This window comes from Caulobacter sp. BK020, from assembly GCF_004342605.1.
GTDB lineage: Bacteria > Pseudomonadota > Alphaproteobacteria > Caulobacterales > Caulobacteraceae > Caulobacter.
Window position 1 is genome coordinate 131482 of record NZ_SLZL01000010.1, and the last position, 19122, is coordinate 150603.

General features: G+C 68.9%; 15 protein-coding genes. 3 read left to right on the plus strand and 12 right to left on the minus strand.

Features of this window, described 5'->3' with window-relative positions; all coding sequences use genetic code 11:
- Window positions 1–2: 2 nt before the first annotated feature.
- Complete coding sequence (locus EV278_RS14220) at window positions 3–2354, minus strand: family 20 glycosylhydrolase (protein WP_132092525.1); 2352 nt, start codon at window positions 2352–2354, stop codon at window positions 3–5.
- 231 nt (window positions 2355–2585) lie between these two features.
- Window positions 2586–5357 carry a TonB-dependent receptor gene (locus EV278_RS14225; protein WP_132092528.1) on the minus strand — a complete coding sequence of 924 codons (2772 nt, stop codon included), beginning with the start codon at window positions 5355–5357 and terminating at the stop codon, window positions 2586–2588.
- Window positions 5358–5612: 255 nt separating this feature from the next.
- On the opposite strand from EV278_RS14225, the gene EV278_RS14230 reads away from it, so the two are divergent.
- The 3 genes from EV278_RS14230 to nagA all read left to right on the plus strand — a co-directional run bounded on the left by EV278_RS14230 (window position 5613) and on the right by nagA (window position 8634).
- Window positions 5613–6350, plus strand: a complete 738-nt coding sequence (locus tag EV278_RS14230) for a GntR family transcriptional regulator (RefSeq protein WP_132092531.1) — start codon at window positions 5613–5615, stop codon at window positions 6348–6350.
- 137 nt (window positions 6351–6487) lie between these two features.
- Window positions 6488–7495 (plus strand): SIS domain-containing protein, encoded by a 1008-nt coding sequence (locus tag EV278_RS14235; RefSeq protein WP_243692203.1) that lies wholly within the window; start codon window positions 6488–6490, stop codon window positions 7493–7495.
- Complete coding sequence (gene nagA, locus EV278_RS14240) at window positions 7495–8634, plus strand: N-acetylglucosamine-6-phosphate deacetylase (protein ID WP_132092537.1); 1140 nt, start codon at window positions 7495–7497, stop codon at window positions 8632–8634. The genes EV278_RS14235 and nagA overlap by 1 nt, the downstream gene beginning before the upstream one ends.
- An 87-nt stretch (window positions 8635–8721) precedes the next feature.
- Here the strand turns inward: nagA and EV278_RS14245 are convergent, their stop codons facing one another.
- From EV278_RS14245 to EV278_RS14290, 10 genes are all read right to left on the minus strand, one after another.
- Window positions 8722–11745 carry a TonB-dependent receptor gene (locus EV278_RS14245; protein ID WP_132092540.1) on the minus strand — a complete coding sequence of 1008 codons (3024 nt, stop codon included), beginning with the start codon at window positions 11743–11745 and terminating at the stop codon, window positions 8722–8724.
- A 279-nt stretch (window positions 11746–12024) separates the two neighbouring features.
- Window positions 12025–12495 (minus strand): chemotaxis protein CheE, encoded by a 471-nt coding sequence (locus tag EV278_RS14250; RefSeq protein ID WP_132092543.1) that lies wholly within the window; start codon window positions 12493–12495, stop codon window positions 12025–12027.
- Window positions 12492–13079, minus strand: coding sequence for a response regulator (locus tag EV278_RS14255; protein WP_132092545.1), 588 nt, complete (start codon window positions 13077–13079; stop codon window positions 12492–12494). The genes EV278_RS14250 and EV278_RS14255 overlap by 4 nt, the downstream gene beginning before the upstream one ends.
- Before the next feature lie 3 nt (window positions 13080–13082).
- Window positions 13083–13472 (minus strand): chemotaxis protein CheU, encoded by a 390-nt coding sequence (locus EV278_RS14260; protein WP_132092548.1) that lies wholly within the window; start codon window positions 13470–13472, stop codon window positions 13083–13085.
- Window positions 13473–13477: 5 nt separating this feature from the next.
- A complete protein-coding gene (locus EV278_RS14265; RefSeq protein ID WP_132092551.1) occupies window positions 13478–14050 on the minus strand; it encodes a chemotaxis protein CheD in 573 nt (190 codons plus the stop codon).
- The gene (locus EV278_RS14270; RefSeq protein ID WP_019847929.1) at window positions 14047–14436 is read right to left on the minus strand and encodes a response regulator; all 390 of its coding nucleotides are present in this window, start codon (window positions 14434–14436) and stop codon (window positions 14047–14049) included. Before EV278_RS14270 ends, EV278_RS14265 begins: the two co-directional genes overlap by 4 nt.
- Window positions 14437–14440: 4 nt before the next feature.
- Window positions 14441–15469 (minus strand): chemotaxis response regulator protein-glutamate methylesterase, encoded by a 1029-nt coding sequence (locus EV278_RS14275; RefSeq protein ID WP_132092554.1) that lies wholly within the window; start codon window positions 15467–15469, stop codon window positions 14441–14443.
- Complete coding sequence (locus tag EV278_RS14280) at window positions 15469–16353, minus strand: protein-glutamate O-methyltransferase CheR (RefSeq protein WP_132092557.1); 885 nt, start codon at window positions 16351–16353, stop codon at window positions 15469–15471. The genes EV278_RS14275 and EV278_RS14280 overlap by 1 nt, the downstream gene beginning before the upstream one ends.
- Window position 16354: 1 nt before the next feature.
- Complete coding sequence (locus EV278_RS14285) at window positions 16355–16822, minus strand: chemotaxis protein CheW (RefSeq protein WP_019847926.1); 468 nt, start codon at window positions 16820–16822, stop codon at window positions 16355–16357.
- A 4-nt stretch (window positions 16823–16826) separates the two neighbouring features.
- Window positions 16827–19106, minus strand: a complete 2280-nt coding sequence (locus EV278_RS14290; RefSeq protein WP_132092560.1) for a chemotaxis protein CheA — start codon at window positions 19104–19106, stop codon at window positions 16827–16829.
- Window positions 19107–19122 lie beyond the last annotated feature (16 nt).

Genomic DNA, 19122 nt, shown 5'->3' on the forward strand with positions numbered 1-19122 from the left:
GTCTAGTAGGGGGTGGGGGCCAGCGTGACCTGGTCCAGCACCAGGGTCGGCTCGACCGTGCGCGCTGTAAAGGTCAGGCAAAGGTCGTGGACGCCCTCGCGCTTGGGCAAGGGGCCCGACACCGTCCCCAGCCCGGGGCCGCGCGCGGCCGCGCCCAGCGGGATGGCGGCGATCGGCTCGCCCGCGCAGCCGTCGATCCGCACCTCCAGCTCGCCGGCCCGGGTGGCGGGCGGACGCAGCGGGATCTTCTGGCGGTCGGCGCCGATCTGGAAGTTGAACGGGACCTGGCCGATGCGGGCGGTCAGCGTCAGGCCCGCCGACAGGTCCGCGTCCTTCCACACCCAGCAGGGATTCATCAGGTCGACCGCGAACACCGCGCGCGGGCCGTTCCCGGAGCCGCTCTTCGGAGCGTCATCCTCAAGCGACAGGTTGATGCCGCTGCCGCAAAGCTCCAGCTGGTGGCTGTCGCGCGTGCGGGCCGCCCGCAGGCTGACCGGATAGTCGCGGACGCGGCCCAGGGCGTCGTCGCCCAGGAACGTCCGGGTCCGGACGGTCTTGCCGGGCGCCACGGCCAGGGGCGCCGCGTAGAGGTCCGAAGCCTTGGTCGGGGCCTTGCCGTCGGTGGTGTAGCGGATCTCGCCCAGGCCCAGGCCCGAGGCCAGGGCGACCGAGACCTGGCCGCCGTCGGCCGGGCTTAGGGTCGCCTGCGGCTCGTACGGCACGGTGTCGTGGGCCACGCCCAGCACGTCCAGCCGCGCGGTCTCGGCCGGCAGGCGGGCCGCAAAGTTGCTCCAGTCGTGCTTGTCGACGGGGGTCCAGCCGTTCTCGGCCACCGCGACCAGGCGGGGGAAGGTCATCCGTTCCAGCCGTTCGTCGGTGCGCATGTGCTCGGTGAACGAGGTGGCCTGCAGGCCCAGGATGTGGGCGCGCTGGGCCGGGGTCAGCGCCGCCGGGGCGGCGTCGAAGTCGTAGACGTCCCTCAGGCTGATGATCTTGATCCGACCCGGCGGCTCGTCGGCCGAGGCGCTCTGGCGGCGGTCCAGGTAGAGGGTGCTGTCGGGGGCCAGCACCGCGTCGTGGCCCTGCGAGGCGGCGGCGACCGCCCCGTCGATCCCGCGCCAGGACATCACCGTGGCGTTGGGCGCGAGCCCCCCTTCCAGGATCTCGTCCCAGCCGATCATCCGCCGGCCGCGGGCGTTGATGTGCTTTTCGGCCCGCTGGATGAACCAGCTCTGCAGGCCGTGCTCGTCCTTGACGCCCAGGGCCTGGATCTGGGCCTGGACCTCGGGGCTGGCCTTCCACTGGTCCTTGACCGCCTCGTCGCCGCCGACGTGGATGTACTCGGATGGGAACAGGTCCATCACCTCGTCGAGCACGTCATTGAGGAACGTGAACGTCTCCTCGCTGGGCCGGTAGAGGTAGGGGAACACGCCCCAATCGCCCATCGACGCGCGCGGCGGGGCCTTGGTCATGCCGAACTGCGGATAGGCCACCAGCGGCGCCAGGGCGTGGCCCGGCATCTCGATCTCCGGGACGACGGTGATCCCGCGCGCGGCGGCGTAGGCGACCAGGTCGCGCACCTGATCCTGGGTGTAGAAGCCCTGATAGCGGATCGCCTTGCCGGTCCGCGGATCCCGGCCCGCCGCCCCGGCCGGGACGCGCCAGGCGCCTTCGGAGGTGAGCCTGGGATATTTCTTGATCTCCAGCCGCCAGCCCTGGTCGTCGACCAGGTGCCAGTGCAGGACGTTCAGCTTGTGGGCGGCCATGGCGTCGAGGATCGCCTTGATCGTCTCCACGCTCTGGAAATGGCGGGCGCTGTCCAGCATGAAGCCCCGCCAGGCGAAACGCGGGCTGTCGTCGATGGCGACGGCCGGCAGCTGGGCCGGCCCCTTGGCCGCGTCCTGGACGGCCAGCTGCCAGACGCTGACCGCGCCGTAGAACAGGCCGGCGCGTTGGGCGGCGGTGATGGTCACGCCGGTCGGGGCGACCCGGAGGGCGTAGGCCTCGGCCTTGTCGCCGCCAGCCTGGCCGCGCGCCAGGACGATAGCCGCCTCGCCGGCGGGCGGCGCGCCCTCGACCACGGCGAGCTTCAGACCCCGGGCCTTGAACAGCATGTCGGACAGCTGGCCGGCCACGACGCGGGCCTCGACGTCGCCCCGGGGGACAAAGATCCGGGTCCGGGCGGTCAGGGCGAAGACCCCTTGTCCCATCGTCGCCTGGGCAGGCGCCGGCGTCAGGGTCAGGGCCGGTTCAGCGGCCCAGGCCGCCGAGGCGAAGGCCAGGGCGGCGGCCGAAACCGACAGGGCGCCGGCCAATCTCCGGGCAGCGCGGGTGAAGGACAGGGCTGGGATCATCAACGAAGGCTCTCCAGCCGACCGGAAGCAAAAAGCGGGCGGAGCGTTTTACCGCTCCGCCCCAGCTCCATGCTTGCAGTCAGGAGGACTTGGGTCGCGATCGGCGGCGGGCAGGTCATGAAGCGATCCTGGACCATGCCGCCTCCGACGCGACAATCTGAAAAACAAGGACTGGCTGAAAAACAAGGACGGGGCCCGCGGCCCGGATGCCGATGACCCCGTCCATGCCGGCTAGAACTTGAACCGGACGCCGCCAAAGACCATGCGGCCGTTCTTGTAGATACGGGCCGGACGGTTCTTGTCGTTGTCGTAGTTGTCGGTCTGCTTCTCGTCGGTGAGGTTCACCGCGTCGAGGCTGAGCGAGATCTGGTCGGTCAGGTTGACGCTGGCCGACGCGTCGAGCGAGGCGATCGAGTCCGACCACAGCTGCCGGTAGCCGCGCTCGGCGTCGTAGTCGACGAAGAACTTGGACCGGTAGTTGTAGGACAGGCGGGCGCTGAAGCGCTCGTTCTCGTAGTAGCCGCTGACGTTGAAGATGTTCTTCGAGTTCGACGGCACCGGCACGCCCGACGACGAACTGGCGTCGGAATAGGTGTAGTTGGCCAGGACGCCGAAGCCGTTCCAGACGGGCATCTGGAAGTTGACCTCGAAGCCCTTGGTCTCGCCGCCGGCCACGTTGACCGGACGGCCGACATTGTAGTCGCAGCTGTAGAGGCCGGCCGATTGCAGGACGCAGTTGTTGGCCGGGTTGACGACCCGCGGGTCGTTGGCGGCCGCCTGCAGCGGCAGCTTCTCGACCGTCGCGCCCTGGACGATGTAGGTCGAGATGTCCTTGTAGAAGAAGTCGACCGACAGGATCGACTGCGGCGCGAAGTACCACTCCACCGTCGCGTCGTACTGGTTGGCGCGATAGGGATCCAGGTCCGGGTTGCCGCCCGAGGCCGTCAGCAGGGACTCGGTCAGCGAGGTGAAGCCGGCCATCTGGGCGTAGTCCGGACGCGCCAGGACACGACCGGCGGCCAGACGGATCACCACGTCGTCGCGGACGTCGAACGAGAAGTTCGCCGACGGCAGGATGTCGGTATATTCCTTCTCGCCCGTGGTCGGGGCCATCAGGCCGAACGGGTTGTTGATGGCGCCCGGCGTGCCGGCCGACACGCCCACCCGCCAGGCGTTGGTCTCGATCTTGGTGTTGACGACGCGGACGCCGACATTGCCGCGCCAGCCCTCGCCCTTCAGGTTGCCCATCACGTAGCCGCCGAAGGTCTTCTCGTTGAAGTCGAAGCTCTCCAGCGGGCCGAAGTGGTCGCAGTTGCTCAGGCCGATGCAGCCGCCGACATTGGGGTTGTTCGGGTCATAGACCGTCGCCGGCCCCATCGCGGCGTAGATCGCCTCGATCTTGTCCTTGCTGGCGGTCAGGTACGAGCTGAGCACGCCCGGCCCCTTGATGCCGTCCAGATAGTCGCCCGGCGTCACGCCATTGGCCACGTCGGCCAGCGAGCAGGCATGGCCGCCGCACGCCGTCGCGCCGAACAGGGCCCGACGCTGACCGTAGGTCTGCACCACGTCGCGGTCATGGTCGGTGTATTTCAGGCCGAACTTGACCGAGCTGAAGACGCCGCCGTCGAGGAACTTCTCGCCGTCGACGAAGGTGTAGAACTCGTCGTCGTCGTTGACCGTGGTGTTGGCCGAGACCCAGCCCAGGGTCATCTCGTCGTCGGCCGTGGTCGGGGTGATGTTGGTGAACGCCACCTTCGGCAGGCCGTTCGACAGGTCGTAGGTCAGGCCGGTCGGGGCGTTGGTCTCCCAGAACGGCTGCAGGTCGGTGGCGCCCTTGGCCTTGGTGTAGCCGACGCGGCCGCTGAACTCCCAGCCCTCGGACGGACGCCACTTGCCGGCCAGGTCGATCGAGCCGACGTTGGTGTGGGCGATGCGGTCGATGGCGTCGAACACCACGCCGTTGCCGCCGATGGCGTTGAAGTTGCCGGCGGTGGCCGTGCCGTTCTCGACGCGGGTGATGTTGAACTGCGAGCCCGGCGAGGTGGAGAGGGCGCCGATCTTCTGGCTGATCCAGGCCATGTAGTTCTGGTTGAAGTTGTCGGCGTCCATCTTGGAATAGAGGCCGGTCAGGTTCAGTTCGAACTTGTCGGTCGGCGCGTACTGGATGGCGAAGTTGGCGCCCTTGCGCTCGCGCGTCTGGGTGAACAGCGACGAGCCGATCAGGCTGGGCGCATAGACCGTCTGGTCGGGCGTGATGCCGCTGATGTTCGTGCCGTCGCCCGAGGCGGTGGTCACCGCCTGGTAGCCCAGCACCTCGATGCCGTCGCGGCGGATGCGGCGCTTGTCGTAGATGCCGCCGACCAGGACGCCCAGGGTCTTGTCGGCGTTGTGCCAGCTGAGCATGGCCGAGGCGGTCGGATCGGTGTTGCCCGACTTCTCGTCATGGAAGGCCTGGACCGAGCCGGAGACCGACAGCGGCGCCAGGTCCAGCGGGTTGCGGGTGTGCACATTGACCGTGCCGCCCACGCCGCCTTCGTCGATGTCGGCCATCGGGCTCTTGAACACCTCGACCTTGCCGACGATTTCCGACGGCAGCATCAGGTAGTTGAAGCTGCGGCTGGCCTTGAACTGGTCGAGAATGAACCAGTCGGCCGTGGCCACGGCGTGGCCGTTCAGCAGGGTCCGGTTCAGGGTCGGCGCGGTGCCGCGGATCGAGATCCGCTCGCCTTCGCCGAATTCGCGCTGGATGGTGACGCCGGGAACCCGTTGCAGGGATTCGGCGACGTTCTTGTCCGGGAACTTGCCAATGTCCTCGGCGGTGATCACGTCGATCACCGCATCGGCGTTACGCTTGGCCTCGACCGACGCCTGCAAAGAGGCCCGGATGCCGGTGACGACCACTTCGTCGACTTGCGTTGAGTCCTGCGCGAAGGCGGGCGCGGCCAACGCAACCGCCAGGACGCTGGCGGACGCGGTCAGTATGGTTTTATGGATTCTTTTCATCTTCGAATTCTCCCCGTGTTCCAGGCCTCTGGCTCGGAGCGAACTCCAAGTCCAATCTGATACCAATCATCTGCGGACATCCGTAGAATGCGGTACTTCTCGGGCCTCGGAGGGCGACTGTGACGGAAATCTGTCGGATGACAAGGCCAAAAAAGAACCAATTCCAGACCAGGTTCTTATTGGTACGGAAATGGTCATATGCTATCTCCCGGGTCACGGGGTGGCGCGGTTTTGAGCGGGGGCGTGGAATTGGCGATGTTTTCTGAGAAGATCGGCGGCCTCGCCGGCGACGATCACGCCCCGCTCTACAAGCAGCTGCAGCGCGCCCTGCGCGAGGCCATCCAGACCAAGGTGCTGTCGCCCGACGACGCCCTGCCGGCCGAGCGCGACCTGGCCGAGGAATTCAACATCTCGCGGATCACCGTGCGCAAGGCGCTGGACGGCCTGGTCAGCGAGGGCCTGCTGACCCGCCGCCAGGGCGCGGGCACCTTCGTCGCCGCCCGGGTGGAGAAGAGCTTTTCCAAGCTGTCGTCGTTCACCGAGGACATGATCTCGCGCGGACGCACGCCGCGCAGCGAGTGGATCAGCAAGGCCGAGGGCTCGGTCACTCCCGAGGAGTCCCTGACCCTGGGCCTGTCGCCGGGCACCCAGGTCTATCGCTTCGCCCGGATCCGCTACGCCGACGGCGCGCCGATGGCGGTGGAATATTCGACGATCGCCGGCTTCGCCCTGCCCTCGGCCGAGGCGGTCGGGGTCTCGCTCTATGAGGCGCTGGCGGCCACCGGCCACCGGCCCGCCCGCGCCCTGCAGCGGCTGCGCGCGGTGCTGTTCACCGCCGAACACGCCGAGCTGCTGGGCGTTCCGGCCAAGGACGCCGGCCTGCTGATCGAGCGCCGCGGCTTCCTGAAGGACGGCCGGGCCGTCGAGGTGACCCAGTCCTATTACCGCGGCGACGCCTACGACTTCGTCGCCGAACTGAACGCCCTTTCCTGAAGGGTCCGTACTGAACGGGGCCCGCCCCGCGCTTATCTGAAGGAACGCCCGTCTTGGAGGCCCATGTCTTGACCCGATCCGTCCCCCCCGCCGAACCTTCCTCCACGCGTGGGCCTCTGACGGCGGAATCGACCCGCATGTTCCTGGAGGCCGGCCAGGCCTCGCAGGTGGTCGCCGCCCAGCTGGGGGCCAACGCCGCCCGCGCGGCCAGGATCGCCGAGCGCCTGCGGGCCAAGCCGCCGCGCGCCGTCGTCACCTGCGCGCGCGGCAGCTCGGACCACGCCGCCACCTTCGCCAAGTACCTGATCGAGACCCGCACCGGGGTGCTGACCTCGTCGGCCGCCCTGTCGGTCAGCTCGGTCTACGCCGCCCAGCAGGACCTGGGCGAGGTGCTCTACCTGGCCATTTCGCAATCGGGCAAAAGCCCCGACCTGCTGGCCTCGGTCCAGGCCGCCAAGGACGCCGGCGCCTTCGTCATCGCCCTGGTCAATGTCGTCGACTCGCCGCTCGCCGCCCTGGCCGACGAGGTCCTGCCGCTGCACGCCGGGCCCGAACTGAGCGTGGCGGCCACCAAGTCCTACATCGCCGCCCTGTCCGCCATCGCCCAGCTGGTCGCCGCCTGGACCGGCGACGACGACCTGACCGCCGCGCTGTCCACCCTGCCCGCCCTGCTGGCCGAGGCCTGGACCCTGGACTGGACCCCGGCCGTCGAGCGCCTGAAGCTGGCCCGCAACCTCTATGTGCTGGGCCGCGGCGTCGGCTTCGGCGTGGCCCAGGAGGCGGCCCTGAAGTTCAAGGAGACCTGCGGCCTGCACGCCGAGGCCTTTAGCGCCGCCGAGGTGCTGCACGGCCCGATGGCCCTGGTCAAGGAAGGCTTCCCGGTGCTGGTGTTCGCCCAGAACGACGAGAGCCGCGACAGCGTCGACGCCATGGCCAAGGGCGTGACCGAGCGCGGCGGCGACGTGCTGCTGGCCGGCGCCGGCGAAACGGGGGCGGGCGTACTCCCCGCCCTGGCCGCCCATCCGGTGATCGAGCCGATCCTGATGATCCAGAGCTTCTACCGCATGGCCAACGCCCTGTCGGTGGCCCGCGGCTACGATCCCGACAGCCCCCCGCACCTCAACAAGGTCACAGAAACCGTCTGATGCAGTCCGTTCTCGTCAATGGCCGCATCCTGACGCCGCAGGGGATCGTCGACGGCAAGGCCGTGGCGATCCGCGACGGGCGGATCGACGGCCTCATCGACCCCGCCGCGGCGCCGGTCGGCGTTCAGCGCCACGACCTGGACGGCGGCCTGCTCGTTCCCGGTTTCATCGACACCCAGGTCAATGGCGGCGGCGGGGTGCTGTTCAACGACTCGACCACGGTCGAGGCCATCGCCGCCATCGGCGCCGCCCACCGGCCCTATGGGACCACCGGTTTCCTGCCGACCCTGATCAGCGACGACCTGGCCGTGGTCGACGCGGCCATGCGGGCGACCGAGCAGGCGATCGAGGCCGGCGTGCCCGGCGTGCTGGGCGTGCACATCGAGGGCCCATTCCTCAACGCCAAGCGCAAGGGCATCCACGACGCCAGCAAGTTCCGCACCCTCGACGACGAGGCCGTGGCCCTGCTCAGCTCGCTCAAGCGCGGCAAGACCCTGGTGACCCTGGCGCCGGAGACCACCACGCCCGAGCGGGTGCGGCGCCTGGCCGAGGCCGGGGTGATCGTCGCGGCCGGCCACACCAACGCCGCCTATGGCACGGCGCGCAAGGCGCTGGACGCGGGCCTGACCGGCTTCACCCACCTGTTCAACGCCATGTCGCCGCTGACCAGCCGCGAGCCGGGCGTGGTGGGCGCGGCCCTGGAAAGTCAGACCGCCTGGTGCGGGATCATCGTCGACGGCCGTCACGTGGATCCCGCCGTGCTGCGCATCGCCTTGCGCACCCGGCCGCTGGACCGCTTCATGCTGGTGACCGACGCCATGCCCACCGTCGGCATGGCCGACAAGAGCTTCGACCTGCAGGGCCGGCATATCCGCGTGGTCGACGGGGTCTGCGTCGATGACCACGGCACCCTGGCGGGCTCGGACCTGGACATGATCGGCGCGGTGCGCAACGCCGTGGCGATGCTGGGCCTGTCGCTGGAAGAGGCCGTCTCGATCGCCGCCTCCGCCCCCGCCGCCTTCCTGGGCCTGGGGGGGCAGCGCGGCGCGATCCAGGCCGGCCAGACCGCCGACCTGGTGCTGCTGGACGAGGCGCTGAATGTGCGCCGCACCTGGATCGACGGCGCCGTGAACGCATAGTCCTCCCGACGGGACGCGGGCGAGGACCAAAGAAGAAGGGCGCTGGCTTGCACCAGCGCCCTTCGGTCGTTTCGGGAGGGCGGCGACCTAGAACTTGTACCGCACGCCCAGATAGAACTGACGGCCGAAGTGCACGTACTCTTCCGAGCTCATGCGCGTGGAGTCGTCGACCTTGCTGTCTTCCTGGTCGGTCAGGTTGATCGCCTCGAAGGTGACCGTGAACTTGTTGAACTCGTAGCTGACCTGGCCGTCGAGGTTGAAGGTCTTTTCCTTGATCCGCACGTCGTTGTTGTTGGTCGCCGAGGGGGCCACCTGGATCAGGTACTGGTCGCGGTATGAGCCCGAGATCCGCGCCTTGAAGCCGGCGTTCTCGTAGTAGAGCGTGGCGTTGAAGGCGTCGGGCGACAGGTTCAGCAGCGGCTGGGTGACCAGCACCGCCGGGGCGGTCTGGACCCGGGGCGTGCCGCCGAAGGTCGGCGACTTGATGATGTAGTCGATGTCGCTCTTGACGTGGGTGTAGTTGACGATCGCGCCGAACTTGTCGAACGGGGCCGGCAGGAAGGTGAACGGACGCTGGGCGCTCAGTTCGAAGCCCTTCAGCTTGCCGCCGGGACTGTTGATGTTCGTCGTCACCGTGAACGGCGTGGCGCTGGTGTTGCCGTTGCTCAGCAGGCTGTTGGGCAGACCGGTCTCGGACCAGGCCATGACCTCGGCCGTCTGCTGGATGTAGGACTTGATGTCCTTCTGGAAGAAGCCCGCCGACAGCAGGGTTTCCTTGTCCGGATACCATTCGAAGCTGAGGTCCAGGTTGTTGGCCAGCATCGGATCGAGATCCGGGTTGCCGCGCGTCAGGGTCTGGGCGCTCTGGCTCATGGCGGTGAAGCCCGGCGTCAGGTTCTGCAGTTGCGGACGGGTCATCACCTTGGCGGCGGCGAAGCGGATGAAGAAGTTCTCCATCGGCTGGGCCGAGATGTTCAGGGCCGGCAGGGTGTTGGTGTATTCGCGGTTGACGGTCTGGATGGCGTCGGTGGCCATCTGCTCGGAAATCGTGCCGAACGGCGTGGCCACCGGCGTGGCGACGTTGCCGGCGTTGTAGTGGCCGGTCGCCGACTGCTCGGTCTTCACGTAGCGGACGCCCAGGTTGCCGCGCACCGGGATGTTGAAGATGTCGTAGTCGAAATCACCCTGGATGTAGAAGGCGGTGTCCTTCTCGGTGATCGCCCGCAGGGCGCCCAGCTGGTTGAGCACGCTGAGGCGGAAGTCGCCGTTGGCGTTGATGCAGTTGCAGTCGTAGCCGATGGCCTTCTTCAGCTTGTCCAGGTCGGGCGCGATCCACGAGGTCGGCACGCCGGAGGGCAGGTCGAGACCGCGGCCGAAACCGGTGATCAGGCGCGAGACGTCGGCGACGGTGACGCCGGCCGGCAGCGGGAAGCCGGCTTCGGCGGTGAAGGTCGTGCCCGTGGCGGCCAGGTTGCGCGAGAACAGGCGCTTTTCCCACGAGGAGAAGCCGTATTCCTTGTAGTCGCCGCCGTAGCGCAGCTTGAAGCCGTCCAGGATCTCGTAGTCGACGTCGGCCCGGAAGGTCTTGAAGGTGTTGACCGCCTTGCTGGGCCGCAGGCGCAGCAGCGACGCGTCGCCGTTGGCGTTGCTGGCGCTGTAGGTGAAGTTGGCCGGGTTGGTCGGGTCGAAGCCGTAGTTGAAGTTCGGCAGCTTGTCGTTCTGCGAGTAGTCGTAGCTGTAGCCGTCGCTGTTGTAGCGATCGAACGAGAAGGTGGTCTGGACCGGGTTGTCCTGGATCGACCGCGACTGGCCGTAGACGACGTTCAGGTGGCCCGCGTCGCCGAACCGGGTGTCGTAGGTCAGGGTGAACTGGTTGAACTCGGTCTTCAGGTCGTCGTGGCGGTACTCGACCCGGGCGTCGACGTCGTCGAACGTGCCCTTGATCAGGTGGCCCTTGTCGTCGGCCTGGAAGTTGACCACGTCGGTCTGAGGCAGGCCCGCGCCGCTGCGGCTAAAGGAGATGACTTCCAGATAGGTCTCGTCGCGGTTGTTGGTGAACTTGGCCAGCAGGGCGTCGAGGGTCAGGGTCGAGTTCTCGGTCGGGCGCCATTGCAGCGAGCCGGTCACGCCCAGGCGCTTCTGGTCATATTGCAGGCGGCCGTAGCGCGGAATGCGCGGGTGCCACAGATTGTTGGCGGTGCCGGCGGCGGCCGTCGTCGTCGGCGTGGTGCCGCCCACCACGGTGCCGATCTGGGCGCAGGTCAGAGGCGGGCCGCTGACCGGATTATAGGCCGCGCCCGTGCAGGGGAACGCGGTCGAGGAGTTGAAGGCCACGCTGGGGTTTTCCCAGCGGCCGGTCGAGGAGCCCTCTTCCAGCGTCTTACGCTCGGCGTAGGCCACCGAGATCAGGGCGCCGATCTCGCCGATGCCGGTGTCCCAGCGGTTGCTGGCCAGGAAAGTGAAGCGCGGGTCCTTCTTCCGCGACAGGTCGTTCCAGCCGATCTTGGCGCCCATGCTCAGGGCGGGGCCGCTGAAGTCGAACGGACGCGAGGCCTGCAGGTCGATGATCGCGCCCAGCGAGCCTTCCTCGTTCATGGCCGAGGTCGACTTGCGCACGGTGACGCTGTTGAACAGCTCCGAGGCGAAGATCGAGAAGTCGAACTGGCGGCCGCGGTTGGCGCCGCCCGAGCTGTCCTTGCCGCCGGTGGTGGCCAGGGCTTCCAGGCCGTTCAGGCGCACGACGGTGAAGTCGGGACCCAGGCCGCGCACGGTGATCGTCCGGCCTTCGCCGCCGTCGCGGTCGATCGACACCCCCGGCACGCGCTGCAGCGACTCGGCCAGGTTCAGGTCGGGGAAGTCGGCGATGTCCTGGGCCTTGATGACGTCGACCAGGTCGTTCTCGCGGCGCTTGATGTCCAGGGCGTTGGCCAGGCTGGCCCGGAAGCCGGTGACGACCACTTCCGCGACGGCGTTGTCGGGTTCGGTCGCCGGAGCGGGCGCGGGCGTTTCCTGCGCGGCGGCGGCGCCGGCCAGCGCCAGCGCCATCAGCATGGCGCCGCTGGACGCACCGAGCTTCAGCGCACGGACGCGCTGCTTAGAGACCTGAGACATGGATCCTCCTCCCGTGACCACATTCTTTTTGAACGACGCTTTCGCATCGCCCGGCCGAAGAGTGCGTACGCGCTTCCTTCCCGCGCGGCCGTTCTTGGGCCGTCTATTCTGACACCGGTGTCAAATCTGCTCGAAGCATTGTCCTGACACCGGTAGCAATGCAAGCGGTATCAAATGAAACCGCCGATCACAAGATGGCTGAAGCGTGGCGGAATGTAGCGGCCCGGAAATCGTGTCGTTTGGGCCACATCAAGGCCAAGCTTGTCTCCAAGCGTGGCTTCAGGCCTCGTCGATCCGCCGTTGACTGACCTTGTTGAGGCCCTCGATCACCGCGCGGCGCTGGTCAGGACCGAGGTCGGCGGTGCGCAGCAGGCGCAGGGCGTTGATGTGCACGTCGACGGCGTCCCAGCGCCAGGCGCCGGCCTCGGCGCAGTTGTCGACCAGGGCGCAGAACGAAACCGCCGCCTGGTCGACGCACGAGCCCGGCAGGAAGCCGGACACGTCGATGATGCGCAGGGCCAGGGCGTAGAGGTCCTCGAAGACCCCGGCCGCCCTCGTCGCCGCCGCCGACCGGCCGAACCGGGCGTCGATCTCGGCCAGGGCGGCGTCCAGCACCGCCAGCGACTCGGCGCGCAGCGGCTCCAGCGCCGCGTCGGCGGCCGCCAGGGCCTCCTTGGCCGTCACGCCGCCATTGGCCCGCACCAGCATCGACAGGCGGTTGGGGGCGCGGAACTTGCGGACGGTGCTCATGATTTCACTTTCTCGAGGTCGAGCCCGGCCTGGGCCGCGACCGCGCCCGGCGGACGCAGCGCCTCGGGCGGGTCCTCGCGTCGCCGTCCCTTGACGCCAGCCGGCGGGCCGTCGTTCTTGAACCGGCGATCGGGGCCCAGATAGCTGTCGCACTCGACGAACTGGCGATCTTCCTTGGCCGCCCACAGGATCCGCTCCAGCACGATCTTGGGGGTGATCGGCTTGGCGATCGTGAAGTTGGCCCCCGCGTCGCGGCCCTTGAACACCTGCGAGGGCGGGGTGTGGCCCGAGACCAGGATCACCGGCAGGTAGCGGTTGGCCTCCAGCGCGCCGCGGCGCTGCCACTTGACCAGTTCGTAGCCGTCGACCCCGGCCATGTTGGTGGCGCTGACCACCAGGTCGAAGGTGCGCTCGCGCAGCATCGCCTGGGCCGCCTTGGCGCTTTCGGCCCGGGTCAGGTTCTTGATGCCGAAGCCTAGCAGCACCTGGGCCAGCAGGTTCAGCGACGGAAGGCTGTCGTCGACGAGCAGGACGTCGACCTTTTCGAGATTGATCCGGGTGGCGGCTTGGAGCGGTTCGCGCATGGCCTAGAAGAAGTCGAGCTCGCCGGCCATGGCGTCCCAGCCCTCGTGGTTCTGGGCGTCGCGCAGGCGCACCACCAGGTCGGCCAGGCCCAGGCCTTCGAGCAGCGGCTCGACGGCCATGCTCCACTCGCCCGAGGCGTGCTGGCCGATACGGGCCAGGACGTCGGACAGGCCATGCAGGCGCTGGCTCAGCTCGTCCAGGGCCTGCAGCCGCGACAGGTTCTCCAGGGCCGCGCCGCCGCTGGCTAGATCGCCGGCGATGTGCTCGCAGTCCCGGCAGATCGCCGCCGCCGCCATCAGCTCCGCCGCCAGCCGACGCGAAAGCTCGCCCACGGGCAGCTGCCCGGGTGCGGTCTCGTCGGTGTCGGTCAGGGCGAGCGGCTGGACGGTCATGGGCGTCAGAACAGGTCCACGTCGCCGCTGGACGCGGCAGGCATCGGGGCGGGCGCGGGACGGCGGACGTCCTGCGGGGCGTTGTCGACGGCCACCAGGCGCTGGCGCACCCGGCCGGACGCCGGCCAGAACTCGACGCGGCGGGCCGACAGGCCGCCGGTGCTGGACGAGACGATCGGAATCCCTTCGTCGCGCAGGAAGCGCTCGGCGAAGGCGGCGTTGCTGGCGCCGACGTCCGAAAGGCCGTCGAACAGCTTGCCGCCGCCGAAGATCTTCGCCTCCAGACGGTCGCGGCGGGCGCCCTTCTTCAGGAGGCCGTTGATCAGCAGCTCCATGGCGTAGGCGCCGTAGCGGACGGCGTCGCCGCTGTCCTTGCTGCGGTCGCCGGAGTCCGGCAGCAGGAAGTGGTTCATGCCGCCGATGCCCGTGGTCGGGTCGCGCAGGCAGGCGGCGATGCACGAGCCGAGCACCGTGGTCATGACCACGTTCGGGTCGGCCGACACATGGCTCTCGCCCTGGGTGACGTGAACCTTGATCGCGGGACCCGCTTCGTCTGGATAGGGCTCTCGACCGATCATGTCAGCTGGCCAAAGACCTGTTCGATCTTTTCCTTCAGGCCTTGGACGGTGAACGGCTTGACGCAGTAGTTGTTGACGCCGAACTGCACGGCGCGCTGGACCAGCTCGCGGTCGGCCCGGCCGGTCAGCATCACGAAGGCCGTCTGGCGGATCGGCGGGTGCGAGCGCACCGCGCGCAGCAGGGCCAGCCCGTCCATCTTCGGCATGTTGAAGTCCGAGATGACCAGGTTGGCCGGCTTGGCCAGGAGGTTCTTGAGCGCCTCCTCGCCGTCGGGGGCCTCGCGGATGTCCTTGAAGCCGATCTGCTGCAAGGCGTTGCGGATCAACGCCCGCATGGTCAGCTGGTCATCGACGACGAGAACGGAAATGGAGCTTGCTTGGGGCATGGGTTCATCGCCTCGCGGAGGCCAGATCGAGGATGGTTTGGCCCATGGAGGACAGGGGGACCTGCTTCTCCACGGCGCCGAGTTCAAAGGCCGTGCGCGGCATGCCGTAGACGACGCAGCTCTGTTCGTCCTGGCCGATCGTCCGGGCGCCGGCCTTGCGCATGGCCAGCAGGCCCTGCGCGCCGTCGCGGCCCATGCCGGTCAGGATGGCGCCCACCGCCTTGTCGCCGACCGCCTGGGCCACCGAGTTGAACAGCACGTCGACCGACGGCCGGTGGCCGCTGACCGGGTCGCCCTGGACCAGGCGGCAGCGCAGCCCGGCCGAACGGACGACCTCCAGGTGGGTCGCCCCGCCCGGCGCGACATAGACCTTGCCCGGCTCCAGCAGGGCGCCGTCGACGGCTTCCTGCACCTTGGCGCCGCTGGCGCGGTCCAGGCGGGCGGCGAAGCTGGCCGTGAAGGTGGCCGGCATGTGCTGGGTGATCACCGTCGGCGGGCCGGTCTCGGGGAACTGGCTGAGGATCGACAGCAGGGCCTCCACCCCGCCGGTCGACGAGCCGATCGCCACGATGTCGCCGGACGGCAGGTAGTTCAGGCGGCGGGCCGTGGCCGGTGCGGCGTCGGCCTTGGTCCGCACCGAGGCGCGGGCCGCGGCCTTGACCTTGTCGGCCACCTCGGCCAGGGCCTCCGCGGTGCCGGTGGCGTTGGTCGGCTTGCCCACGCAGTCGACCGCGCCCAGCTCCAGCGCGCGCAGGGTCATCTCGGCCCCGGCCTGGGTCAGGCTGGAGACCATGACCACCGGCATCGGCCGCAGGCGCATGATCTTCTCGAGGAACTCAATGCCGTTCATGTTCGGCATCTCGATGTCGAGGGTGACGACGTCGGGATTGAGGGCCTTGATCATGCCCCGGGCCTCGAACGGGTCGCCGGCGGCGCCGACCACCTCGATCTCGGAATCGCGGTTGAGAGCGGCCGTGATCAGGCCGCGCATGGTGGCGGAGTCGTCGACGACGAGAACGCGAATCTTCGCCATCAGCGGCCTCCCACCTTGCGATAGGCGGTCAGGCCGGCGCTTTCAAAGGCCGTGACCGACGCGCCCACGCGTTCGGAGTGGCCGACATAGAGCTTGCCGCCCGGCGACACCAGCGGCGCGAAGCGCTGCCAGACCCGCTCCTGGGTGGGCTCGTCGAAATAGATCACCACGTTGCGGCAGAAGATGGCGTCGAACGGCCCCTTCATCGGCCAGCTGGGACCGTTCAGGTTCAGCTCGCGGAACGCCACCAGCTGGCGGGCCGCCTCGCAGACGCGGAAGCTGCGGCGGTCGCTGGCGTCGCGTTCGAAATACTGGCTGCGCATGTTGGGGGGGATGCCCTCGAGGAGCTGTTCCTCGTAGACGGCCGCCCGGCCGGTGGCCAGCACGTTGGTGTCGATGTCGGTGCCCAGGATCCGGATGTCCAGCTCGGCCGCGTTCGGCCAGACCGACAGCACGGTGAAGGCCATCGAATAGGGCTCCTGGCCCGACGAGCAGGCCGCCGACCACAGGCGCAGGCGCCCGCCGGCCCGGACCTTGTCGGCCACCGGCTCCAGGATGTTGGCGCGCAGGTCGTCGAAATGGTGCGGCTCGCGGAAGAACCGGGTGACGTTGGTCGTCAGGGCCCGGAGCATGTGCTGCTGCTCGTCGATATTGCCGTCCTGGGCCACGAACGCGCAGTACTCGGCGAACGACTTCAGGCCCAGGGTGCGCAGGCGCTTGGCCAGGCGCGAATAGACCAGCGTCGCCTTGCTGTCGGGCAGGCTGATGCCGGCCTGGTCGTACAGCAGGCCCGCGATCCGCTTGAAGTCCGCGCTCGTGAAGGCGAACTCGCCGTCGACGAGGGCCTCGCGGCGATCGGAAAAGGAGGTCGAGGGGGTGGTCATATCAGGCGGCCAGGGCCTCGCGCTCGGGGAGCAGGCGGTCCAGCGAGATCTCGCTGATCATCCGCCCTTCGATGGAAATGATGCCGCGCACGAAGTGGCGGACGTTCTCGCAGGCGATGTCCGGGGTCGGCTGGCACATGTCGTCTGTGATCGACAGGATGTCGGACACCGCGTCGACCAGCAGGCCGACGGTGCGGTCGCCGGCCTGGACCACGATGAACACGCTGCGCACGTTCGGTTCGGTGGTCGGCATGCCGATGCGGGCGGCCAGGTCCATGATCGGCAGGACCGCGCCGCGCAGGTTGATCACGCCGCGCATGTAGGCGGGCGACTGCGGCAGGGTGGTGGCCGGGCTCCAGCCGCGGATCTCGCGGACGGCCATGATGTCCACGCAGTATTCCTGCTCGCCGACGCGGAACGAGATCAGTTCGCGGGTTTCGGTGCTGGACGTGGGTGTGGGTTCGGTCATCGGGCTATTCCGCGGCGATGAGGGTGGGATCGGAGGGCAGCGGCGGACCGCGGCGACGCAGGTTGATCACCGCGTCGACGTCGAGGATCAGGGCCACCCGGCCATCGCCCAGGATGGTCGCGGCGGCGACCCCCTCGACCTGCTGGTAGTTCTGCTCCAGCGACTTGATGACCACCTGGCGCTGGCCGTGGATGGCGTCGGCCACCAGGGCGGCGCGCGAGCCGTCCTCGCCCTCGACCAGCAGGACCACGCCCTCGGTCGCGGCCGGCGAGCGGTCGCGGTAGTTCAGGGTCAGTCCCACGTCGATCAGCGGCACGAAGCTGTCGCGCACGGCCAGGACCGAGCCGACCGGGCCCAGCGGCCGGATTTCCTCGGCCTTCGGGCGCAGGCTCTCGACGATGCAGGCCAGCGGGATGACCAGGGTCTCGCCGGCGACGTCGACCACCATGCCGTCCAGGACGGCCAGGGTCAGAGGCAGGCTGAGGGTGAAGGTCGAGCCTTGGCCCGGACGCGAGGCGATCGAGATGCGGCCGCCCAGGGCCTGCACCGAACGCTTGACCACGTCCATGCCGACGCCGCGGCCCGAGACGTCCGAGATCTTGTCGGCGGTCGAGAAGCCGGGGAGGAAGATCAGGTTGTCGATCTCTTCGTCCGTCAGCTGAAGATCCGGCGAGATCAGGCCCTTCTTGACCGCGATCGAGTGGACCCGCTCGCGGTTGATGCCCTTGCCGTCGTCCTGGACCTCGATGACGATCCGGCCGCTGCGATGCAGGGCGGCCAGGCGCACCACGCCTTCGGGATTCTTGCCGGCCGCCTTGCGCTCCTCGGGGCTTTCCAGCCCGTGGTCGATGGCGTTGCGCAGCATGTGGGTGATCGGGTCGGACAGGCGCTCGATGACCGTCTTGTCGACCTCGGTGTTCTCGCCGTCCATCACCAGGCGGGCCTGCTTGCCCGTCATGTTGGCGACTTCGCGGACCAGGCGCGGCATGCGCTGGAACACCGACTTCACCGGCTGGGCGCGGATGGCCATGACGCTGTCCTGGATCTCCCGGGTCAGCTGCTCCAGCTCGTCGAGACCCATGGCCAGGTTGGAGGACGGGGCGATGCCGTATTCGCCGACGCGCTGGGCCAGCATGGCCTGGTTGATGACCAGCTCGCCGACCAGGTCGATCAGGCGGTCGATGCGCTCGGGGTCGACTCGGATCACCGACTGGCCGGGACCGGGGACGTCGATCTGGGCCGGCTTGGCGGCCGGAGCGGCGGGGGCGTTGGCGGCCACGGGGGCGGGCGCCGGCGCGGACACCGGAGCCGGCGCGGCGGGCTCGGGCGCCGGCGCGGCGGCGACGACCGGCGCTTCGACGGGGGCTTCGATCGCGGCGGGCGCCAGCTCCGGCGCCGGGGCGGCCACGTCCAGCAGGCTGGCCAGCACGTCGGCCGCCGGGGCCTCGCCGCGGGTGATCTCCAGTTCGCAGTCGCCGTCGACGAATTCGAAGACTTCGCGGATGGCCTCTTCGCCCTGGTCCGTCTCGAGCCGGACGCTCCAGGTGACGTAGGCGGCTTCGGGATCGATGAATTCCAGGGCCGGCAGGGCGCTGTCGTCCAGGGTGGCCTGGATCGGACCCAGGCGGCTCAGCTCGCGCAGCAGCAGGGCCGTTTCGTTGGCCTTGCGGTACAGGTCCGACTTCGGACGGATCGACACCGTCCAGACATTGCCGTCGAGCACGGCCGCGTCGGCGGCCTGGGCGTCGAGGGTGATGGTCATCGGCTGGAAGTCGAAGCCCAGGTCGTCGTCGTCCAGGGCGTCGTCAGCCCCGATGACGATCGGGGCGGCGTCGACATACTGGGGCGCGGCGTCCACCGGCGCGGCGGCGACGGGGGCAGGCGCGGCCGGAGCCGCGTTGGGGTCGGTGGCGATCTTCAGCTCGGCGGCCATGGCGGCCGAGACGTCCATGTCGACGACGCCCAGGCCGCGGGCGGCGCTGACGTGGTCGGCCAGCACGTCCGAGGCGCGCAGCAGCAGGGCCGTCAGGTCCGGCGTGCCCGGGATCTCGTTCGACCGCAGGGCGTCCAGCAGGGTCTCGAACACGTGGGCGAAGCGCACCAGCGGTTCCAGGCCGAAGGCGCCGGCGCCGCCCTTGATCGAGTGCACGGCCCGGAAGACGGCGTTGACGGTGTCGCCGTCGTCGTTGCCGTCCTGCATGGCCAAGAGCCCGCCTTCAAGATCGGCGAGCAGTTCCTCGCATTCCTGAAAGAAGGTGACCTTGATGGCCTCTAGCTCGTCCATTCCCCGACTTCCTACA

Coding starts and splice junctions, on each gene's coding strand:
- EV278_RS14270 (WP_019847929.1), bottom strand. CDS start 14,436: ATGCCCCAAGCAAGCTCCATTTCCGTTCTCGTCGTCGATGACCAGCTG.
- EV278_RS14250 (WP_132092543.1), bottom strand. CDS start 12,495: ATGAGCACCGTCCGCAAGTTCCGCGCCCCCAACCGCCTGTCGATGCTG.
- EV278_RS14245 (WP_132092540.1), bottom strand. CDS start 11,745: ATGTCTCAGGTCTCTAAGCAGCGCGTCCGTGCGCTGAAGCTCGGTGCG.
- EV278_RS14230 (WP_132092531.1), top strand. CDS start 5,613: ATGTTTTCTGAGAAGATCGGCGGCCTCGCCGGCGACGATCACGCCCCG.
- EV278_RS14220 (WP_132092525.1), bottom strand. CDS start 2,354: ATGATCCCAGCCCTGTCCTTCACCCGCGCTGCCCGGAGATTGGCCGGC.
- EV278_RS14260 (WP_132092548.1), bottom strand. CDS start 13,472: ATGACCGTCCAGCCGCTCGCCCTGACCGACACCGACGAGACCGCACCC.
- EV278_RS14290 (WP_132092560.1), bottom strand. CDS start 19,106: ATGGACGAGCTAGAGGCCATCAAGGTCACCTTCTTTCAGGAATGCGAG.
- EV278_RS14235 (WP_243692203.1), top strand. CDS start 6,488: ATGTTCCTGGAGGCCGGCCAGGCCTCGCAGGTGGTCGCCGCCCAGCTG.
- EV278_RS14265 (WP_132092551.1), bottom strand. CDS start 14,050: ATGATCGGTCGAGAGCCCTATCCAGACGAAGCGGGTCCCGCGATCAAG.
- EV278_RS14275 (WP_132092554.1), bottom strand. CDS start 15,469: ATGGCGAAGATTCGCGTTCTCGTCGTCGACGACTCCGCCACCATGCGC.
- EV278_RS14225 (WP_132092528.1), bottom strand. CDS start 5,357: ATGAAAAGAATCCATAAAACCATACTGACCGCGTCCGCCAGCGTCCTG.
- EV278_RS14255 (WP_132092545.1), bottom strand. CDS start 13,079: ATGCGCGAACCGCTCCAAGCCGCCACCCGGATCAATCTCGAAAAGGTC.
- EV278_RS14280 (WP_132092557.1), bottom strand. CDS start 16,353: ATGACCACCCCCTCGACCTCCTTTTCCGATCGCCGCGAGGCCCTCGTC.
- nagA (WP_132092537.1), top strand. CDS start 7,495: ATGCAGTCCGTTCTCGTCAATGGCCGCATCCTGACGCCGCAGGGGATC.
- EV278_RS14285 (WP_019847926.1), bottom strand. CDS start 16,822: ATGACCGAACCCACACCCACGTCCAGCACCGAAACCCGCGAACTGATC.